Source organism: Streptomyces sp. NPDC002926, assembly GCF_053591755.1.
In genome coordinates, this window is the sequence record NZ_JBSFUK010000003.1 from 558,103 (window position 1) to 574,557 (window position 16,455).

The 16,455-nt window shown below is 70.2% G+C and carries 17 protein-coding genes; 11 read left to right on the top strand and 6 right to left on the bottom strand.

Features of this window, described 5'->3' with window-relative positions; genetic code table 11:
* Positions 1-101 precede the first annotated feature (101 nt).
* Both ACWDZ6_RS08995 and ACWDZ6_RS09000 read left to right on the top strand, forming a co-directional pair.
* Positions 102-1,460, top strand: a complete 1,359-nt coding sequence (locus ACWDZ6_RS08995) for an alkaline phosphatase PhoX (RefSeq protein ID WP_451502315.1) — start codon at positions 102-104, stop codon at positions 1,458-1,460.
* A gap of 210 nt (positions 1,461-1,670) precedes the next feature.
* Complete coding sequence (locus ACWDZ6_RS09000; RefSeq protein ID WP_451502316.1) at positions 1,671-2,594, top strand: polyphosphate kinase 2 family protein; 924 nt, start codon at positions 1,671-1,673, stop codon at positions 2,592-2,594.
* A gap of 59 nt (positions 2,595-2,653) precedes the next feature.
* Here ACWDZ6_RS09000 and ACWDZ6_RS09005 read toward each other — a convergent pair whose 3' ends face one another.
* Positions 2,654-3,112, bottom strand: coding sequence for an SsgA family sporulation/cell division regulator (locus ACWDZ6_RS09005; RefSeq protein ID WP_451502317.1), 459 nt, complete (start codon positions 3,110-3,112; stop codon positions 2,654-2,656).
* Positions 3,113-3,244: 132 nt separating this feature from the next.
* Here ACWDZ6_RS09005 and ACWDZ6_RS09010 point away from each other — a divergent pair, with 132 nt between their 5' ends.
* Positions 3,245-4,630 (top strand): hypothetical protein, encoded by a 1,386-nt coding sequence (locus ACWDZ6_RS09010; protein ID WP_451502318.1) that lies wholly within the window; start codon positions 3,245-3,247, stop codon positions 4,628-4,630.
* Between the two features lie 159 nt (positions 4,631-4,789).
* On the opposite strand, the gene ACWDZ6_RS09015 is transcribed toward ACWDZ6_RS09010, so the two are convergent.
* Positions 4,790-5,203, bottom strand: coding sequence for an organic hydroperoxide resistance protein (locus tag ACWDZ6_RS09015; protein WP_351448081.1), 414 nt, complete (start codon positions 5,201-5,203; stop codon positions 4,790-4,792).
* 98 nt (positions 5,204-5,301) lie between these two features.
* On the opposite strand from ACWDZ6_RS09015, the gene ACWDZ6_RS09020 reads away from it, so the two are divergent.
* Positions 5,302-5,814, top strand: coding sequence for a MarR family winged helix-turn-helix transcriptional regulator (locus ACWDZ6_RS09020; RefSeq protein ID WP_366735956.1), 513 nt, complete (start codon positions 5,302-5,304; stop codon positions 5,812-5,814).
* A gap of 55 nt (positions 5,815-5,869) precedes the next feature.
* Here ACWDZ6_RS09020 and ACWDZ6_RS09025 read toward each other — a convergent pair whose 3' ends face one another.
* Both ACWDZ6_RS09025 and ACWDZ6_RS09030 read right to left on the bottom strand, forming a co-directional pair.
* Positions 5,870-7,324, bottom strand: coding sequence for a S1 family peptidase (locus ACWDZ6_RS09025; RefSeq protein ID WP_451502319.1), 1,455 nt, complete (start codon positions 7,322-7,324; stop codon positions 5,870-5,872).
* Positions 7,325-7,478: 154 nt separating this feature from the next.
* Entirely contained in the window at positions 7,479-7,964 is a 486-nt protein-coding gene (locus ACWDZ6_RS09030; protein ID WP_451502320.1) for a cupin domain-containing protein, read from the bottom strand.
* 308 nt (positions 7,965-8,272) lie between these two features.
* On the opposite strand from ACWDZ6_RS09030, the gene ACWDZ6_RS09035 reads away from it, so the two are divergent.
* The gene (locus ACWDZ6_RS09035; protein WP_389180594.1) at positions 8,273-8,776 is read left to right on the top strand and encodes a MarR family winged helix-turn-helix transcriptional regulator; all 504 of its coding nucleotides are present in this window, start codon (positions 8,273-8,275) and stop codon (positions 8,774-8,776) included.
* A 109-nt stretch (positions 8,777-8,885) separates the two neighbouring features.
* Complete coding sequence (locus ACWDZ6_RS09040) at positions 8,886-9,770, top strand: polysaccharide deacetylase family protein (RefSeq protein WP_451502321.1); 885 nt, start codon at positions 8,886-8,888, stop codon at positions 9,768-9,770.
* A gap of 74 nt (positions 9,771-9,844) precedes the next feature.
* Here the strand turns inward: ACWDZ6_RS09040 and ACWDZ6_RS09045 are convergent, their stop codons facing one another.
* Positions 9,845-10,048 (bottom strand): hypothetical protein, encoded by a 204-nt coding sequence (locus ACWDZ6_RS09045; RefSeq protein WP_451502322.1) that lies wholly within the window; start codon positions 10,046-10,048, stop codon positions 9,845-9,847.
* Between the two features lie 252 nt (positions 10,049-10,300).
* A complete protein-coding gene (locus ACWDZ6_RS09050; RefSeq protein WP_326653308.1) occupies positions 10,301-10,978 on the bottom strand; it encodes an AIM24 family protein in 678 nt (225 codons plus the stop codon).
* A gap of 72 nt (positions 10,979-11,050) precedes the next feature.
* On the opposite strand from ACWDZ6_RS09050, the gene ACWDZ6_RS09055 reads away from it, so the two are divergent.
* From ACWDZ6_RS09055 to ACWDZ6_RS09075, 5 genes are all read left to right on the top strand, one after another.
* Positions 11,051-11,767 carry a peptidyl-tRNA hydrolase gene (locus ACWDZ6_RS09055; protein WP_451502323.1) on the top strand — a complete coding sequence of 239 codons (717 nt, stop codon included), beginning with the start codon at positions 11,051-11,053 and terminating at the stop codon, positions 11,765-11,767.
* Positions 11,768-11,874: 107 nt separating this feature from the next.
* The gene (locus ACWDZ6_RS09060) at positions 11,875-12,636 is read left to right on the top strand and encodes a DUF4142 domain-containing protein (RefSeq protein WP_351461955.1); all 762 of its coding nucleotides are present in this window, start codon (positions 11,875-11,877) and stop codon (positions 12,634-12,636) included.
* Between the two features lie 128 nt (positions 12,637-12,764).
* Positions 12,765-14,102: a multinuclear nonheme iron-dependent oxidase gene (locus tag ACWDZ6_RS09065; RefSeq protein WP_451502324.1), complete on the top strand. Its 1,338-nt coding sequence runs from the start codon at positions 12,765-12,767 to the stop codon at positions 14,100-14,102.
* A gap of 5 nt (positions 14,103-14,107) precedes the next feature.
* On the top strand, positions 14,108-15,127 hold the full coding sequence (locus ACWDZ6_RS09070; RefSeq protein WP_451502325.1) for a TIGR04222 domain-containing membrane protein: 1,020 nt from the start codon (positions 14,108-14,110) through the stop codon (positions 15,125-15,127).
* A gap of 230 nt (positions 15,128-15,357) precedes the next feature.
* Positions 15,358-16,134 (top strand): TIGR04222 domain-containing membrane protein, encoded by a 777-nt coding sequence (locus tag ACWDZ6_RS09075; RefSeq protein WP_451502326.1) that lies wholly within the window; start codon positions 15,358-15,360, stop codon positions 16,132-16,134.
* Positions 16,135-16,455 lie beyond the last annotated feature (321 nt).

The window sequence follows — 16,455 nt, forward strand, 5'->3', positions numbered from 1 at the left end:
GGTTCTCGTCCCACCGGACTGCGTGATACACACGTGCGGGTCACGTCTCCTGTCCTCCCCCATGGCCTTCGGCATGGGCGGTGCCTCCAGGGAGTTGCCTCATGTCCGCAACACGACGTCAAGTCCTGGCACGTACCGGTGCGTTGAGCGCCGGGATCGCCTTCACCGGTGCCTTCTCCGAACTCTTCGCGGGCACCGCTGCCGCCCGCGGGCACGGCGGGTACGGCCCGCTCGTCCCCGACCCGGCCGGGCTGCTCGATCTGCCAAAAGGTTTCCGCTACCGGGTCCTCTCCCGCGAGGGAGATCCACTGCGCTCGGGCGAGGGCAAGGTCCCCAGCAACCACGACGGCATGTCGGCCTTCGCCGGCCGCCGCGGCCGCGTCCATCTGGTCCGCAACCACGAGAACCGCGTCACCGCAAAGATCGCCGTCCCGGCCGTCGAGGGCCTCACCTACGACCCGATGGGCAAGGGCGGCTGTACGGCCCTTGAGCTGGACAGCCGCAACAATGTGCTGTCCGAGCGCGTAGCCATCGCGGGCACCGCCGTGAACTGCGCGGGCGGACCCACTCCGTGGGGCACCTGGCTCACCTGCGAGGAGACCGAGGACAGAGCCGGCACCAACGGCTACACCAAGGACCACGGCTTCATCTTCGAGGTCGACGGTGCCGATCCGCGCCGTACCGGAGCCGTACCGCTCACCGCGATGGGCCGGTTCCAGCACGAGGCGATCGCCGTCGATCCGAAGAGCGGGATCGTGTACGAGACGGAGGACGCCTTCGACCGGCCGTTCGGGCTCTTCTACCGCTTCCTGCCGAGGAAACCGCTCGGCGGCACGGGTTCGCTGCGCGCGGGCGGGACGCTGGAGGCGATGCGGGTGCCGGGCGTGCCCGACCTGTCCGCGATCCAGGAGACCGGTGCGGCCTTCGAGCGGATCGAGTGGGTGCCCGTACCGGACAGCCAGGCGAAGCAGACCCCCGTCCGGCTGCAGGACTTCGGGCCGAAGGGCATCACGCACGCCCAGAAGCTGGAGGGCTGCTACCGGGGCGGGAGCTCGGTCTACTTCGTCTCCAGCTTCGCCCAGAGCAAGGCGGGCTCAGCCGCCGACCACTTCGGGCAGGTATGGAAGTACGAGCCGCACCGGCGCCGGCTCACGCTGGTGATCGTCTTCGGCCCGAGCACGGACATCCAGCTGCCCGGCGAATCCCCCGACAACATCTGCCTCGCGCCCGGCGGCGGGCTGATGGTGTGCGAGGACGGCGGCGGCACGCAGCATGTGTACGGACTGACGAAGCGCGGCGAGGTCTACCCGATGGCGCGCGGCGCTCAGAACATCGGCACTCCCGAGGAGCCGGAATGGGGCGAGTTCGCGGGCGTCACCTTCTCGCCGGACGGCGAGACCATGTACGTCAACTGCTATACGCCCGGGACGACGTTCGCGGTCACCGGGCCGTGGTGCTGATCCTCTGAGACACCCGGAGGGGGGCGGGTGCCGCGCACCACATGCGTAGCCGCATCCGCCCCCCGGTCTCAGGTTGTGGCTCTGCACCAGGTCGACCCGGCGCGGCGTAGTGATGCCACCCCCTCGTGCTCTTCCACCGCACCGCGTTCGCGGGAGCCGGGGTTCCGTCGCACGATCGAGGGGACGGACCGGAGCCGGAAGGGGCACGCGGTGGCCAAAAAGGACGAGAAGAAGACCGCGAAGAAGGACGCGAAGGAGCGCACGGCGGAGGACGGGAAGAAGCAGAGTCAGTCGGCGCAACTCCGTGACCTGCTGCGCATCCGTGGGGGCAAGCGCGTCGACCTCTCCTCGTACGACCCCGCAGCCACCCCGGCCGGCCCTGCCGACAAGGCCGCCGGACTGGCGGCGATCGCCCAGATGGGTGAACGTCTCGCCGACCTTCAGGAGCGCCTCTACGCGGCGAGCGCTGCGGGCGACCGCCGTCGACTGCTCCTCGTACTCCAAGGCATGGACACCAGCGGCAAGGGCGGCACGGTCAAGCATGTCATCGGCCTCTTCAACCCGGCCGGCTGCCGGATCACGGCATTCAAAGCCCCCACTCCCGACGAGCGGAAACACCCGTTCCTCTGGCGCGTCGTCAAGGTCACGCCGGAGCCGGGCCAGATCGGGATCTTCGACCGCTCGCACTACGAGGATGTGCTGATCGCCCGCGTCCACGAACTGGTCCCCCGCGCCGTGCTCGACCAACGCTATGGCGAGATCAACAGTTTCGAGCAGATCCTCGCCGAGGACGGGACCACCGTCGTGAAGGTGTTCCTGCACATCAGCTACGAGGAGCAGCGCCGCCGCCTTCTGGCACGTCTCGACAACCCGAAGAAGCACTGGAAGTTCGCCCCCAGCGACATCGAGGAGCGCGCGCTGTGGCCGGACTACCAGAGGGCGTACGAGATCGCCCTGAAACGCTGCTCGACGAAGATGGCACCTTGGTACCTCGTGCCGTCCGACCGTAAGTGGTACCGCAACTGGGCGATCAGCAAACTGCTGCTCGAGCACCTCGAGGCGCTGGACCCTCAGTACCCCACAGTCGATCTCGATGTGGAGGAGTGCCGCGAGCGGCTGCTCCGGTCGCCCTGACCCGGGCGGGCGAAGGTCTCCGGCCATGCCCTTCGCAGAGGCGTGGCAGTGCGATGCCGCTAAACCGCGCCGCCCGGCAGCGGCGGAGGCAGGGTGCTGACATCGGAGGGGGGCCGGGACTCCTCCGATCCCGGAGGGACCAGGCGCAGGGTGCGCTCGGTCCAGGCCGAGACGGCGGCGGCGGGTGCCTGGAGGAGAGCGTGCTCGTCGGGCGCGGACAGGAGCAGATAGACGAAGTTCATGGTGCGCGGTGTCCTCCCCGGCCAGATCTTCACGTCGCCCTGCCCCGTCGGGTGGAAAACCCCTTCGATGAGCAGATCGCGGGCGAAGAACCACTCGACGGGTGTGTCGGTGTCCGTGTGGAAAGCGACATGGACGGCGTACGGGTCGTCGGTGCGGTAGACGAGGCGGGTGGGTACGGGGACGGTTCGCCCGGCCTCCAGCACGAGTTGGCAGACCAGTTCGCGCTCGACCGTCGTAGGCGCGGTGTCTCTCGGTCGGCGTCCTCGCTGCAGCACGGACCGTCTCCTCACCCCTGAGTGTGTTCTATCGACGGAAAGTGAACGAAGTACCGCGGGGCGTGGGTAGGGTCCGGGCCTCATGAATTCGCTTAAGCCGCTTAAACACGCTGCAGAGCCAATCGGGGCCGCATGACCAGAGGGAACGAGCAGCTGAGACGGGCCGTCGACGAGTCCGGGTACTCCTACGGCGAACTGGCCAGGAACGTCAGGGCCGTTGCCGCGGAGAGCGGGGTGACCACGCTGCGGACCAACTCGTCCGCCGTCGCGCACTGGATCGCCGGCACCCAGCCCCACGCGGTGGCCGCCCGCATCCTGGCCGAGGCACTGTCCCGGAAGCTGGGGCGGCTGGTCACGGCCGAACAGCTGGGTCTGGTACGCATACCTGATACGGCGGACGAGTCGCTCGGGCTCGAGATGGGACAGGATCCGGTCGACGCGCTGACGAGCCTGGGACGGGCCGACATCGAGCGCCGCAGCTGGATCAGCTCGGCCGCCTACTCCGTCCCGGCCGCCGCTCACGCCGCTGCCGCGGCCGCCCGTTCCGTACGTCTGCCGCGTGCTTCTGCCACCGTCCGGCTGTGCGGCATCGCGGGCGGGAGAGAGATCCAGGCAGTTCGGCAGATGGCCACCCTGTTGACCGCCATCGACCAGCGGCACGGCGGCCGGCACGGCCGGTCGGCCGTTGTGCAGTACCTGGTCTCCGACGTTGCCACCCTGTGCCGTACGCGCTTCCGCACCGAGGCGCAGAAGCGGCAGATGCTCTCGGCGGCCGCATGTGTGGCCTACCTGGCAGGCTGGAAGGCATACGACTCGGGCGAAGCGGGCCTGGCCCAGCGGTACTACCTGCAGGCCTTCAAGCTCACCCGGGAAGCCGGCGACGATCTGCATACGGCGTTCATCCTGCGCGTCCTGGCCCATCACGGCATGGAGACCGGGCGTGGCGAGCACGCTCTGGACCTGATCGACGCCGCCCTTCAACGGGTGCGGGGCCGCACCGATCCGGCCTCCGAAGCGCTGTACGTCGTCACCCGCGCCCGTGCCCTCGCCCTGGCCGGCAGAAGCCGGGCAGCTGTGGCGGCAGCCGCCCGCGCGGCGCGACTGGTGGACGGTGCCGACGAGACGGAGATGCCGTTCTGGGCAGCCCTGTGGGGGTCGGCCAGTGCCTGTGTGGGCAGCTGTACCGCCCTGGCCGCGGAGCTTCTGGGGGCGTATGACGTCGCCGAGCGTCATTTCTCGCAGGCCGTCTGGAGCAAGTCCGGCTCCGAGTACCAGCGCATCACCGCCCTGGACCTCGCGCACGCGGGGTCCATGCAGTGCAGGCAGGGGCATGTGGAGCAGGCGTGCACCACATGGGGCAAGGCCCTGGAACTGATGGGCGGCGTACGTTCGGTGCGCATTCTGCAGGCGGCGGAGACCATGCGCCAGGACCTGGCGCCCTTCACGCACCGCGGATCCCGGGCAGCTGTGGAATTCGACGAACGTGCCCGTCTGTGGCTGGCAGGAGAACACGTCTGACGCGGCCGGGCGAGCGGCACCACGGCAAGGAACCGGTACGGCTGCTGGACACCCCTCCGTGCGGGGGCACCGCCTCGCGTGCAACATCGGCACTCTGCCGGGCGGTGCCCCGACCCGCTGGGCTGGCGGGCATTGCCGCTCGACGCGGCCCGACCGGCATTACTCGATGACGAGCTCGACCGGCAGGTTGCCGCGGGTGGCCTTGGAGTACGGGCAGTAGGCGTGGGTCTTCTCGAGCAGATCGCGACCCGCCTCGCCCTGCAGGTGGTCGGGCAGCTCGACCCGCATGATCACCGAGAGGCCGAAGCCGCCGTCGGTGTCCTTGCCGATGCTGACCTCGGCGGTCACCGAGGCGTCCTTGACGTCGATCTTCTCCTGGCGGCCGATGGCACCCATGGCGCTGGCGAAGCAGGCGGCGTACCCGGCGGCGAACAGCTGCTCGGGGTTGGTGCCCTGTCCGTTGCCACCCAGCGCCTGGGGGAAGGCGAGCGGCAGGTCGATGTGGCCGTCGGAGCTGACGGCGCGGCCTTCGCGACCATTGGCGGTGGCGACAGCGGTGTAGAGCGCGTCCATGAGTTGCATCCCTCTTCGTCCGTGGGGAACCGTTGGCACGATGGTGGCACACAATTCAGTTGCGCACAACTTAATGATGCGAGGTATACCCTGGTCGCATGGAGAAGACGCTGCTGACAACCGTGCCGGACGAGGACTTCCTCCGCCTCGACCACCAGATCTGCTTCTCGCTGCACGCCGCGTCCCGGGCCTTCAACGGCGTCTACCGGATCGCGCTCAAGGACCTGGGCCTCACCTACCCGCAGTACCTGGTGATGCTGGTGCTCTGGGAGCACGGCGAACTGCCGGTCAAGCGGATCGGCGAGCATCTGCGCCTGGACTCGGGCACCCTGTCACCCCTGCTCAAGCGGCTGGAGTCGGCAGGTTACGTGGAGCGCAGGCGCAGCATCGAGGACGAACGCTCCGTCACGGTCCACCCCACCGAGGCGGGTGCCGCGCTCCGCGAGAAGGCGCTGGACGTACCGCGCAGGATCGCGGCGGCGACCGGTATGTCGCTGGACAGGATCCGCGAGCTGCGCGCGGGCCTCGACGCGCTGACCGCCACCCTGGACACGGCCGAGCTCGACGGCACGGCCGCCGACTGCGCGACTGACGGCGAAGAGGACGGATGACGGCCCGGCCCCGGGCATCGTCGATGCCCGGGGCCGCTTCCTTCGGGTGTCGGTGTCAGCCGGCGTTATGAGCCAAGCCGTCGTTTGCCGCCCCGCCGTTGCCATCGGCACCGGCATTGGCAGCACCCGCGTCACCAGCACCGGCGTTACCGGCGCCCGCGTTAGCAGCACCCGCGTCACCGTTGCCCGCGTCACCAGCACCCGCGTCACCAGCACCCGCGTCACCGTTGCCCGCGTCACCGTTGCCCGCGTCACCAGCACCGGCATTACCGGCGCCCGCATTGGCAGCACCCGCGTCACCAGCACCGGCGTTAGCAGCGCCCGCGTCACCAGCACCGGCGTTAGCGGCACCCGCGTCACCAGCGCCACCGTTTCCGGCGCCACCGTTACCGCCCGCGCCGATCTCGGCGCCCACCGCGGCCAGTGCCGTGGTCACGGGCTGGAAGAACGTCTCGCCGCCCGCGGTGCAGTCTCCGCTGCCGCCCGAGGTGAGGCCGATGGCGTTTCCGTCCTGAGTGAAGAGCGATCCACCGCTGTCGCCCGGCTCCGCACAGACATTGGTCTGAATGAGACCGGTGACCGTGCCCTCCGGGTAGTTCACGGTGGCGTTCAGACCAGTGACCTGGCCGTCCTTCAGCCCGGTGGTGCTGCCCATGCGGAGCACCTGCTGGCCGACCGCCGCGTCGGCGGCCTGCTTGATCTGCACCGTTTGCCCGCCACCGACGTTGACCTCGCTCGGGGCGTCGGTCGCCGGGTCGTCGTACGTTACGAGGGCGAAGTCGCCGTCGCCCGGGAAAGTGGCCGCCTGGACGGTGCCGATGGGCGCGCCGTTCTGTTGCGCGGACCACTGCTTGGCGGCGACACCGCAGTGCCCCGCGGTGAGGAAGCCGGGCTGACCGTCCTGGGTGGTCACATTGAAGCCGAGCGAACAGCGCGCGCCGCCGCCGAAGATGGCGTCGCCACCCGAGACGAAGGGCTTGAACTCGCCTGCCGACTTCTGGATCCGGGCCATGCCGCCGCCCAGAGACTTCACGGTCGATTCGAGTCTGTTCCACTTGTCACCGGCGACCGTGCGGTCCGCCGTGACGAGGATCTGGTTGTTCTTCGGGTCGACGGACCAGGCCGTTCCCGGGATGGTGGCCTTCTCGGCCAGCGTGCTCGCGGCGGACTTCAGTTCGCCCACGCTGTTCTCGGCACTCTTCGCCACCGCGCCGGCCTTGTTGACCTGGTTGATGACGTTGCTGTCGTCGCCGACGACGTTGACGATGATCTGCTGCTTGCCGGCGTCGTAATAGGCCCCACCGAAGGCCTCGCCGAGTTTTGGGCCCAGCTTTGATATGAGATCTGCCGCCGATGCGGCGCTCATCGTCCTTGGGTTCGACCCTGCCGTGGACCCGGAACCGGGCTGCGAGGCATTGGCGTGGGGCAGCAGGATGGCCGCTGCGGCGATGCCCGCCGCTCCAGCTCCCGCAAGAACGACTTTGCGCTTGGGTATTCGCCTGTGACTCAACTCGTCGCCTCCTGTAGGGGGGTACGGAGTCCGGTTGCCGACGGAAACCGGGGGGACGCGTCCGACCCTTGATACGGATGGGGCGGGAGTTGTACTCATCGCCGTTGCAAAAGAAGTTTCCTGACGATTCATCAATCAGGCTTGATGGGGGCCGTCATGAGGGCAGTCGACTACCGCACCGACTGCAATAACGTGCACCGGTCTCCTCCGCCGGAAGGTCGCAGCCGGGACAGATCCGATGGAGCAGACATGCCGCTTCGCCGCCTTCCGGTCCGGCGGCGCTGCGGATGGCGAGTCCCGGACGGCGGCCGTGCACCGTCACATACACCAGCCCCTCCTCGTCGGCCCAGAGCGCACGACGCACACCGCACGGCAGCCAGACGACGCACCCGGCCGCCAGCTCCTGCCGCCCGCCGGCGTCCGTCTCCAGTCGGCCGCCGCCGCTCACCACACACAGCAACACGTCGAGATCCGGTTCGACATGGTCGGCGACCCGGGCACCAGGCAGCATGCGGATGACGTTGGCATCCAGCTGCCGTCCTCCCTCGGAGAGCCGCCACAGCGCACCGCCCCGGTCGGCGGGCAGGTCATGAAGCAGTTCGGCGATGCCGACGAGTACGCCGACGGGTGGCACAGCCATGTCATCCTCCTGAGCACAAGGTCCTCGGGGAGCGGCAGCCACGCCTTCGCCACGGAGGACCCGACCGACGGGCAGGCAGGCATACGGTGTTGAGCTGTGCCACCGTGCCGGTGCCGCTTCCGAGCAGAGGTTGACCGTGCACCGGGCCCTCCGCCCGGGCATCATTGCACAGTGCAAAAGACGGTGCGCCTCGAGAACCCCCCGGCTGCCGCACCTTCACGACGACACGCAGGTGGAGGTACGCGGGGCACTACCGCGATGTTCAACAGCACTCCGGCCGGCGGGCCGGAGCAGGATAGAAAGAGGCCATGGCCGAACAGACTCACGCCTTTGACGGGATGGACGACGTGGAGGCGGTCACCCGAGCGGTGCTGACCGCCTCCCGGCTGCTGGTCGCGGTGTCCGCGCGATCTTTGGCCTCGGTCGAGGACCGGGTGACGCTCCCGCAGTTCCGGCTGTTGGTCGTGCTGTCCACACGTGGCGCCGCCAAACTCGTGCTGCTCGCGGAGTGGCTCGCGGTCAGCCCGTCGACCGCGATGCGGATGGTGGACCGGCTCATCGCCATCGGCCTGGTCGACCGGCAGACCAATCCGGACAACCGGCGCGAGACGGTGCTTCAGCTGACCCCGGAGGGCATGCGCATCGTCGAGGTGGTGATGAACAGGCGCCGCCAGGAGATCGCGTCGATCGTGGAGCGCCTGGCCCCCGAGCAGCGCGCGGCTCTGATCGCGGCACTCACCGCGTTCAGCGAGGCCGGTGGTGAACCTGACGCCCCGTCGCGGCCGGTCGAACATCCCCTGGGCTGGGCGTGAGGCCGAGCCCGCACTCTGAGGGAACGTAAACCCCGACGCACCTGCGCCGTGCGCTCTGATAATCCGACTGATCAGATACTTTCCGTCGGTGATCACTTTTGTACGAAGAATGATGACTGCTGCGGTGATGGGAGCCGCGCTCGTCGGCTGCGGCGGCGGCAACGGCGGCGGTTCCGCCCAGCCCTCACCCAGCAGGACGGACGCGGCCGCTGCCCCGAACCCCGGCAAACCGCTCACGGACAAGGTGCCGGAAGCTCCGACCCTCGCACCTGGGCCCGGTGGCCTGACCCCCGTCTTCGAGCGCGCACCCAAGCTGGCCGCGACGGCCGAGAAGACCGTCGCGCTCACCTTCGACGCCGACATGACCGCCGATCAGGGACCGCGGGCCGCGCGCGGCGAGCGTTTCGACAACCCCGCCCTGATCGCCTCGCTCCGGGAGCTCAATGTCCCTTCGACGGTCTTCATGACGGGCCGCTGGGCCGAGGAGTACCCGGATCAGGCGAAGGCGATCGGCAACGATCCGCTCTTCGAGATCGCCAACCACTCCTACAGCCACTACGCCTTCACGTCGCCCTGCTACGGCCTGCCGCCGGTCGGGAAGAACGCCATGCGGGCGGAGGTGGACCGGGCCTTCGCCGCGTTCGAGAAGGCCGGTGCCCGCAATGTGGTGCCGTACTTCCGCTTCCCCGGTGGCTGCTACAACGACGTGGCCCTGAGAGCCCTGGCTCCGGCGAAGGTGACCGTGGTCCAGTGGGACGTGGTCAGCGGCGACGCCTTCGCGACGAACGCCGACGCGGTCGCCGAGCAGGTACTCAAGGGCGTGCGGCCGGGGTCGCTGGTGGTGATGCACTGCACGCGCAGCGCGGCACCGGTCACGGAGCAGGCGGTCCGGAAAGTCGTGCCCGAGCTACGCCGGCAGGGCTACCGCTTTGTGAAGGTCTCCGACCTGATGCGGGGCCGGCTAGTGACCCGCAGCATGGACGCGAGTGGTTGACCGGGGCCGTCCGGCAGCCTGTCCGCCCCGTCCGGCAGTAGCCTGTCCGCCCCGCTCGCCGGGCGATCCTGGCCTCAGCCCGAACAGGCCGTCCGCTGTGCCTCCTGCCACTCGCAGACGGGGCAGAGAGTCGCGCCCTTCACCGACTCCGGGTACTCGGTCGGCTTCCGGCACAGTACGCATTCGGCGAAGGGCGGACCGTCCGCCGCCGCGGGCGCGGCGGCCGGTGTCCCGCAGTACGGCTCCTGCGGCTCGTCCCGCTGGTTCGGCTCGTCCATACCTGCGAGGTTAACTCGCGCTGTCCACGCCGCGGAGCGGGCTCACGGCGCAGGCCACCGCGCCCGCCACCGGCGCGACCGGCAGCGCGCCCACCGGCGGCGCCACGGGCAGCCGCACCGTCCGGGGCGCGAGCCGGTGACCAGTCCTCTCTCCCCCTCGAAGCGGACCAGGGCGCGCGCGGGCCGCTGGGGACGGTCCGCGCAGCACCCATGGTCCGCCGAGGCCGTGACGGCCGCGGGCTCCTCGCAGTCTCAGTTCGCCGACGCCTTCTGCGGGGTGAGTTCGCTGGGCCGTACGATCACGAATCCCTCACCTTGGAGCATCAGCTGGACGGCCTCGCCGGAGCCGCCGCGGATCATCGACCCGACCGACTGCGAGCGGTGCAGAGAGGTGTGCAGCAGAGCACTCCAGCCGACGACCGCGTCCGTGTCGACGTACACAGGCTGCTGCGCCGTGACGGGTATCACGATCGGGTTGCCCTCGCAGATGACGGCGAGCTTTCCATAGCCGGTGAAGACGCTGTTGAAGAGACCGCCGCCGGTCATGCCGGCTCCCTTCACCGTCTTGATCTCGTACGAGAGGGAGGCGTCGAAGCAGAGGACGTTGCGACCGTTGATGGTGAGCGCGTCACCCTGCTCGATATCGACGATGAAACAGTTCTGGGCCTCGTGCGCGAACCAGGCCTCTCCCTGTCCGCGCACCGCCATGAGCGGCAGGCCCTCGCCCGTCACGGCGCGCTTGAGCATGCCGCCTATGCCTTGCCCCTTGCGCTCGAACTGGAGGTTTCCGCGGAAGGCGATCATCGATCCCTGCCGCGCGTGCATCTCGCCGTTGACTGCGTACTTGACCGATTTGGCGTTCTGCAGGCTCATTCCGGGCACGGAAGCCTGCTGCGCCATGTTCTCCGAGGCAAAAAGATCGCTCTTCATGGCGCGCATCGTCGCCCGGAGCCTCCCATTCCGCCAACAGTCGCGACAAGAGCGGCTGGCAGACTGGGCGGTGTGAGCAGCAACGAAACCCGCCCCGACAGTCCCTTCCGGCACGAGAACACCTCCCGTGACGAGGCCCCGCAGTTCGTCCTTCCCCTGGTGGTCCACATCGAGAAGGCCGAACCCCCGGCCCGTACCGACGCCCTGGAGTCCGCGGCCCGTGCCGTGCTCGACATCCTGAGCGACGAGCGTTCGCTGGGCGACGGTGAGTGGGCGCAGGCGATGCGGGACTGGCAGGACGCCCGGATCCGCAAGGTGGTGCGGCGGGCGCGCGGCGCCGAGTGGCTCAAGGCCTCGGAGCTGCCGGGCATCACGGTGACGGGTGGGACCGCCGAAGTACGCGTCTTCCCGCCCGTGCCGCTGGACGGCTGGCCCAAGGAACTGGCCAAGCTCCAGGTGTCGGGGACGGACCTGGACGACCCCGAGAAGCCTGCCGCGCCCGACCGTACCGCTCCGGTGCTGTGGCTGAGCCCGGGTCTCGACATGTCGGCGGGCAAGGCGATGGCACAGGCCGGGCACGGTGCCCAACTGGCCTGGTGGGAGCTGTCGGAGGCGGACCGCAAGGCGTGGCGCGAGGCCGGCTTCCCGCTCCGGGTACGCACCGCTGAGCCCGCGCACTGGCGGCAACTGACGGTCAGCGGCCTGCCGGTGGTGCGCGACGCGGGCTTCACCGAGATCGCTCCGGGCTCCTGCACAGTGGTCGCGGATCACCCGTCGCTGCGCGGCTGAACACTGGGGCCCCCCGTTACGTACCTATCGGTACCGCCAAGTAGGTTGAACGCTGTTTCAGCCGGCGGTTGATTGCCGTGGAACGTATCGGCTCAGGAGGCACTTTGTTGCGGCGTATCAACGGGACAGCACTCATCATCGCGGCCCTGGTCGCCACGGTAGGCGCGCTGGCGTTCCCCGTGTGGTCGTACGCGGACCGTTCCGGCACAGGTCAGGACAATCTCAACGCCGCGACCGTGTCGACCCAGTGGGGACCGCTCTCGGCCACGGACCGGGACTTCCTGATCAAGGTCAGGCTGGCCGGACTCTGGGAGCTGCCCGCAGGACAGCAGGCGATCGAACGCGCGCCGACCAAGGCGATCAAGGACACGGGCGACCATCTCGTAGTCGGCCACACCGACCTCGACAAGCGGGCGCGCGATGTCGCGGCGAAGCTCGGCGTCGAGCTGCCGAACCAGCCGAACGAGCTGCAGCAGGGCTGGCTGCAGGAGCTTTCGGCGGCGAGCGGCGAGGAGTACGAACGGAAGTTCGCGAACCTGCTGCGCAACGCACACGGCAAGGTCTTCGCACTCGTCGCCCAGGTCCGGCACACCACCCGCAACACCCTGATCCGGCAGCTGGCGACCGACGCGAACCAGACGGTCCTGGACCACATCACCATGCTGGAAGCAACCGGATTCGTCGACTTCGACGCCCTCGCCAACGAGGCGGCCGGCAAGGCAACGGCCAGCCCGACAGGTCCGCCGCCGCCGAACGGCAACCTGCCGCCACAGCCCGCGCCCGCGTCGCCGAGCGGGGACCAGTCCTTCACGTCACGTCCGTCCACCCAGCCGGGAGCTCCGACGGCGATCAACACCAACCGTCCGTGACCCGTCGGTAACTCCGGTCCACCGGAACCTCAAATCAACCTCTGAACGTCCCCTCCCCTGGATTCACCGCCGTCCGGCGGGGCCATAGGCCCTGCACGCACCGTCACACGGAGCGGGGGAGGGGACCCATGGAACTCGGTACAGGTATCGGCTGGCGCCCGGAGATCGCGGAAGCGGTCGAGGAACTGCCAGGCGTCGACTGGGTCGAAGTCGTCGCGGAGAACATCTGCCCGGGCCATCTGCCCGCCGCGCTGACCCGTCTGCGCTCGCGTGGCATCAAGGTCGTCCCGCACGGCGTCTCGCTGGGCCTCGGCGGCGCCGACCGCCCGTCCGGGCAGCGGCTCGCGGACCTGGCGGAGCGTGCGACGGCGCTCGGCGCGCCGCTGGTCACCGAGCACATCGCCTTCGTACGGGCGGGTGGCGTGCTCACTGCATCGCCGCAGCTGGAAGCGGGCCATCTACTGCCGGTGCGGCGCACCTGGGACGCGCTGAAGGTGCTCTGCGAGAACGTCCGTATTGCGCAGGACTCGCTTCCGGTGCCGCTGGCTCTGGAGAACATCGCGGCACTGATCGCCTGGCCGGACGAGGAGTTCACAGAGGGCCAGTTCCTCGCGGAACTGGTCGAGCGCACGGGCGTACGCCTGCTGATCGACGTGGCCAACCTCCACACGAACCACGTCAACCGCGGCGAGGACCCGTCGACGGCGCTGGACGAACTCCCCGTCGAAGCGATCGCGTACGTCCATGTCGCGGGCGGCATCGAACGCGACGGCGTCTGGCACGACACCCATGCCCATCCGGTGACCCAGCCGGTCCTGGACGTCCTGACGGCGCTCCGCTCCCGGGTGTCCCCGCCCGGCGTACTGCTGGAGCGGGACGACGACTTCCCGTCCGCGGCCGAGCTCTCGGCGGAACTGGCGATGATCCGCGCAACGCTGACGGCGGCCGCTCCCGGCGACCCGCACGGGGAGCGCCCGACGGCTTCCGGCGCGAACGGTGAAACCCACGCCCACGAGCGGCCGGGCGCCCACGCCCAGGTGGAGACAGGCCCGGGGGACGTCCCCCGGGAGCGCGTCGCCCTCGACCAGGCCGCCCTTCTCTCCGCTCTCGTCGCCGGCACCCCCGCCCCCGAAGGCTTCGACTCCCGGCGGCTGCGCGTGCAGAGCCGTGCTCTCGCCGCCAAGCGGGCCGATGTCGTGGCCAAGGTCGCGCCCGAACTGCCGGAGATACTCGGAGCCGGCTATCGCGCCGCGTTCCTCGCGTACGCCAAGTCCCGACCCATGCGCGCCGGCTACCGCCGCGACGCGCTCGACTTCGCCGAGCAGCTCCTCGTCGCCGGGCGGCCGGAGGACGACAACGCCCGCCGCCTGCTGACCCGCTGGTGGAAGGAGCGCGCCGCTCCGCATCCGCCGCGCCGGTCGACCCGTCTCGTACGCGCGGCCCGTGCCGCTCTTGTCGGGAGGTGAACGGAATGACCCTCCTCGCGGTGTGCGTCTACCTCGTCGTCGGCTCCTCCTCCGTCGCGCTGATCATCCGGGTGTCCGCGTCCCGGCGCCGCCACCCGGCCGGCGGCGGCATCCACGACGTCTACGAGGCCGCCTTCCTCAGCGGCGGCCCTGCCAGGGTGGTCGACGCCGCGCTCGCCGCCCTGCACACGGACGGCCGGCTCGCCATCGGCGGCCCCGGCATCGTCGCCGTACGGAATCCGGTCGCCCATGACCCGGTCGAGCGCGCGGTACTCGATGAACTCGCCGGTGCGCCGACCGGCGCTCTGCACACCCTGCGGATCGCCGCGATGCGCAGCCCGGGCGTGCAGGCGATCGGCGACGGCCTCGCCGCACGCGGGCTGATGGTCCCGCCCGGACTGAACCGGGGACTGGGCGTGTGGGGTCTCGCACAGGGCTTGCTGTGCGTCATGGCCCTGCCGCTCGCCTTCGCCCTCACCGTGGTCAGTTTCCTCGCGGACGAACCGGACGACCCCGGGACGCCGTTCATCGCGATGGTCCTGCCGGCCTTGATCGCGGGCATCCTGATCGGCTTCGTCATGGCGGCCCGCGCCCGGCGCCGGATCAGTACGGCCGGGCGGGACGCGCTCCGCTCGTACCGGGTTCAGTACGCCCAGGCGTACTCACCGGCCCATGCGGTCGCGATCCACGGACTGCGTGCCGTGCCGGATCCCGCGCTCCGGGAGCAGTTGGCCACCGCGGCACGGATCCCCGCGGGCATTCGAGGCGGCCACTCGGCGACTCACCACTCGCACACGTCGTACCCGGACTCCGTGGCCGTGTGGTGCGCCGGATCGAGCCCGGGTTCCGGCTGTGGCAGCTCCAGCGGCCAAGGCTCCTCCGGCGGCGGTTCGAGCTGTGGTGGCGGATCCGGTGCCGGCTGCGGCGGTTCGTCCGGAGGTGCCGGCTGCGGCGGTTCCTCGAGCGGATCCAGCTGCGGCGGATCGTCCGGGGGCTCCAGCTGCGGTGGCAGCAGCAGCTCCTGACCCGGCGGGGGACCCCAGAGCCCTCGCACCGGGCCCCGTTGCCGGCATACGTATCGGCACCCGCCACACGCTCGTGGCGCGAACCGGCCGGGACCGCCACCGCCCGACCCCGTTTCTTCCCGCGCCGCCCCAGCCTCCCGCCCGCGCCCAGCGTCACGAAGGGGTAACACCCGGTCCACATCATGAACAGCCCATGGCGGACCAGCGGACAACTCGCGTAGAAATCGGCCATGTTCTCGGTCCTCTTCCTGCTGGTCGCATGGGCCGCGGCGGGCATCAGCTGCGCCCGGCTCTGTCTCGCCGCCGTCGAAGCCGCCCGCCCCGCCGCCGAGAGCCCGGGCCAGAGGCAGGTGCTGACTCTGTACGAGGCCGCGTTCCTGGCCGGCGGCCCGCACCGGGTCACCGAGCTCACCCTCGTCTCCATGCACCGCCGCCGCAGGCTGCTGCTGGCGCACACCGGCTGGGCCACGGTCGTCGACCCGGAGGGCGCGGACGATCTGGAGCGCTCGGTCATCGGCGCGATAGGGCCGGCGGGGCAGGCCCGAACAGCGGCCGTACGAGCCGCCGCGTCCGCCGCGGACGCGGTACGGGCGCTGGCCGACCGCCTCGTCAGCGCCGGTCTCGCGGTTCCCGACAGCGCCAGGTCGCACGTCGCCTCCGCCGTCCGCGGAGTGCAGGGCGCCACCGTCCTCACCGTGGCACTCGCCGCCGTCACCCTGCTGCTGCCTCCTCAGGAGCAGGGCGCGGACGCCGCGTTCCTCGCCTGGTTCGCGCTGCCCCTGCTGCTCACTCTCGGCTGTCTCGCCATCGCGCGGATCGAGGTGCATCCGTACACCCGCTGGGCCTCGCCCGACGGTCAGCGGCTGCTCGGCTCGCTCTCCCCGCAGAGTGACGGCGACGAGCGTGCGTTCCTGACCGCGGTCGCCGTCTGCGGTGTCGGCGCGGTCGACGATCCGGCTCTGCGTGCGGCGCTCACCGGCAGCCGTACGGCGCATCGGAGTCATTGACCCCGACACCGGACATCGGTGCTTTACATCGATAGTCGTCCCGCCAAGGATCCCCTTTCGTCCCGTGGCCCCGGCCGCCGTCCGCACGAAGGGAACGCGATGAGAGCAGCTGCGAAGTACGGGGCCGTGACGAGCCTCGGTTCCTTGGTCCTGTCCGCGCTCGTCGTCGCTCCCGCCGGTGGTGCGACCAACGACTCCGCCGCGTCGCACGGCACGGCCGACTCCCCCGCGGCGGGGGGGGGCGGGGCCGGGGGCCCGGGGCGCGCGGCGGGCCGCCCCCGCCGCCGCGCCCCCCGCCCCCCCCGCCGCCCGCCCCGCCCC

Bases quoted from the DNA above. Each gene is read 5' to 3' on its own strand.
- ACWDZ6_RS09020 (WP_366735956.1), top strand. From the start codon at position 5,302: ATGGAGAAGACGCTGCTGACAACCGTGCCGGACGAGGACTTCCTCCGC.
- ACWDZ6_RS09070 (WP_451502325.1), top strand. From the start codon at position 14,108: ATGACCCTCCTCGCGGTGTGCGTCTACCTCGTCGTCGGCTCCTCCTCC.
- ACWDZ6_RS09035 (WP_389180594.1), top strand. From the start codon at position 8,273: ATGGCCGAACAGACTCACGCCTTTGACGGGATGGACGACGTGGAGGCG.
- ACWDZ6_RS09015 (WP_351448081.1), bottom strand. From the start codon at position 5,203: ATGGACGCGCTCTACACCGCTGTCGCCACCGCCAATGGTCGCGAAGGC.
- ACWDZ6_RS09075 (WP_451502326.1), top strand. From the start codon at position 15,358: ATGTTCTCGGTCCTCTTCCTGCTGGTCGCATGGGCCGCGGCGGGCATC.
- ACWDZ6_RS09045 (WP_451502322.1), bottom strand. From the start codon at position 10,048: ATGGACGAGCCGAACCAGCGGGACGAGCCGCAGGAGCCGTACTGCGGG.
- ACWDZ6_RS08995 (WP_451502315.1), top strand. From the start codon at position 102: ATGTCCGCAACACGACGTCAAGTCCTGGCACGTACCGGTGCGTTGAGC.
- ACWDZ6_RS09065 (WP_451502324.1), top strand. From the start codon at position 12,765: ATGGAACTCGGTACAGGTATCGGCTGGCGCCCGGAGATCGCGGAAGCG.
- ACWDZ6_RS09030 (WP_451502320.1), bottom strand. From the start codon at position 7,964: ATGGCTGTGCCACCCGTCGGCGTACTCGTCGGCATCGCCGAACTGCTT.
- ACWDZ6_RS09050 (WP_326653308.1), bottom strand. From the start codon at position 10,978: ATGAAGAGCGATCTTTTTGCCTCGGAGAACATGGCGCAGCAGGCTTCC.
- ACWDZ6_RS09010 (WP_451502318.1), top strand. From the start codon at position 3,245: ATGACCAGAGGGAACGAGCAGCTGAGACGGGCCGTCGACGAGTCCGGG.
- ACWDZ6_RS09040 (WP_451502321.1), top strand. From the start codon at position 8,886: ATGATGACTGCTGCGGTGATGGGAGCCGCGCTCGTCGGCTGCGGCGGC.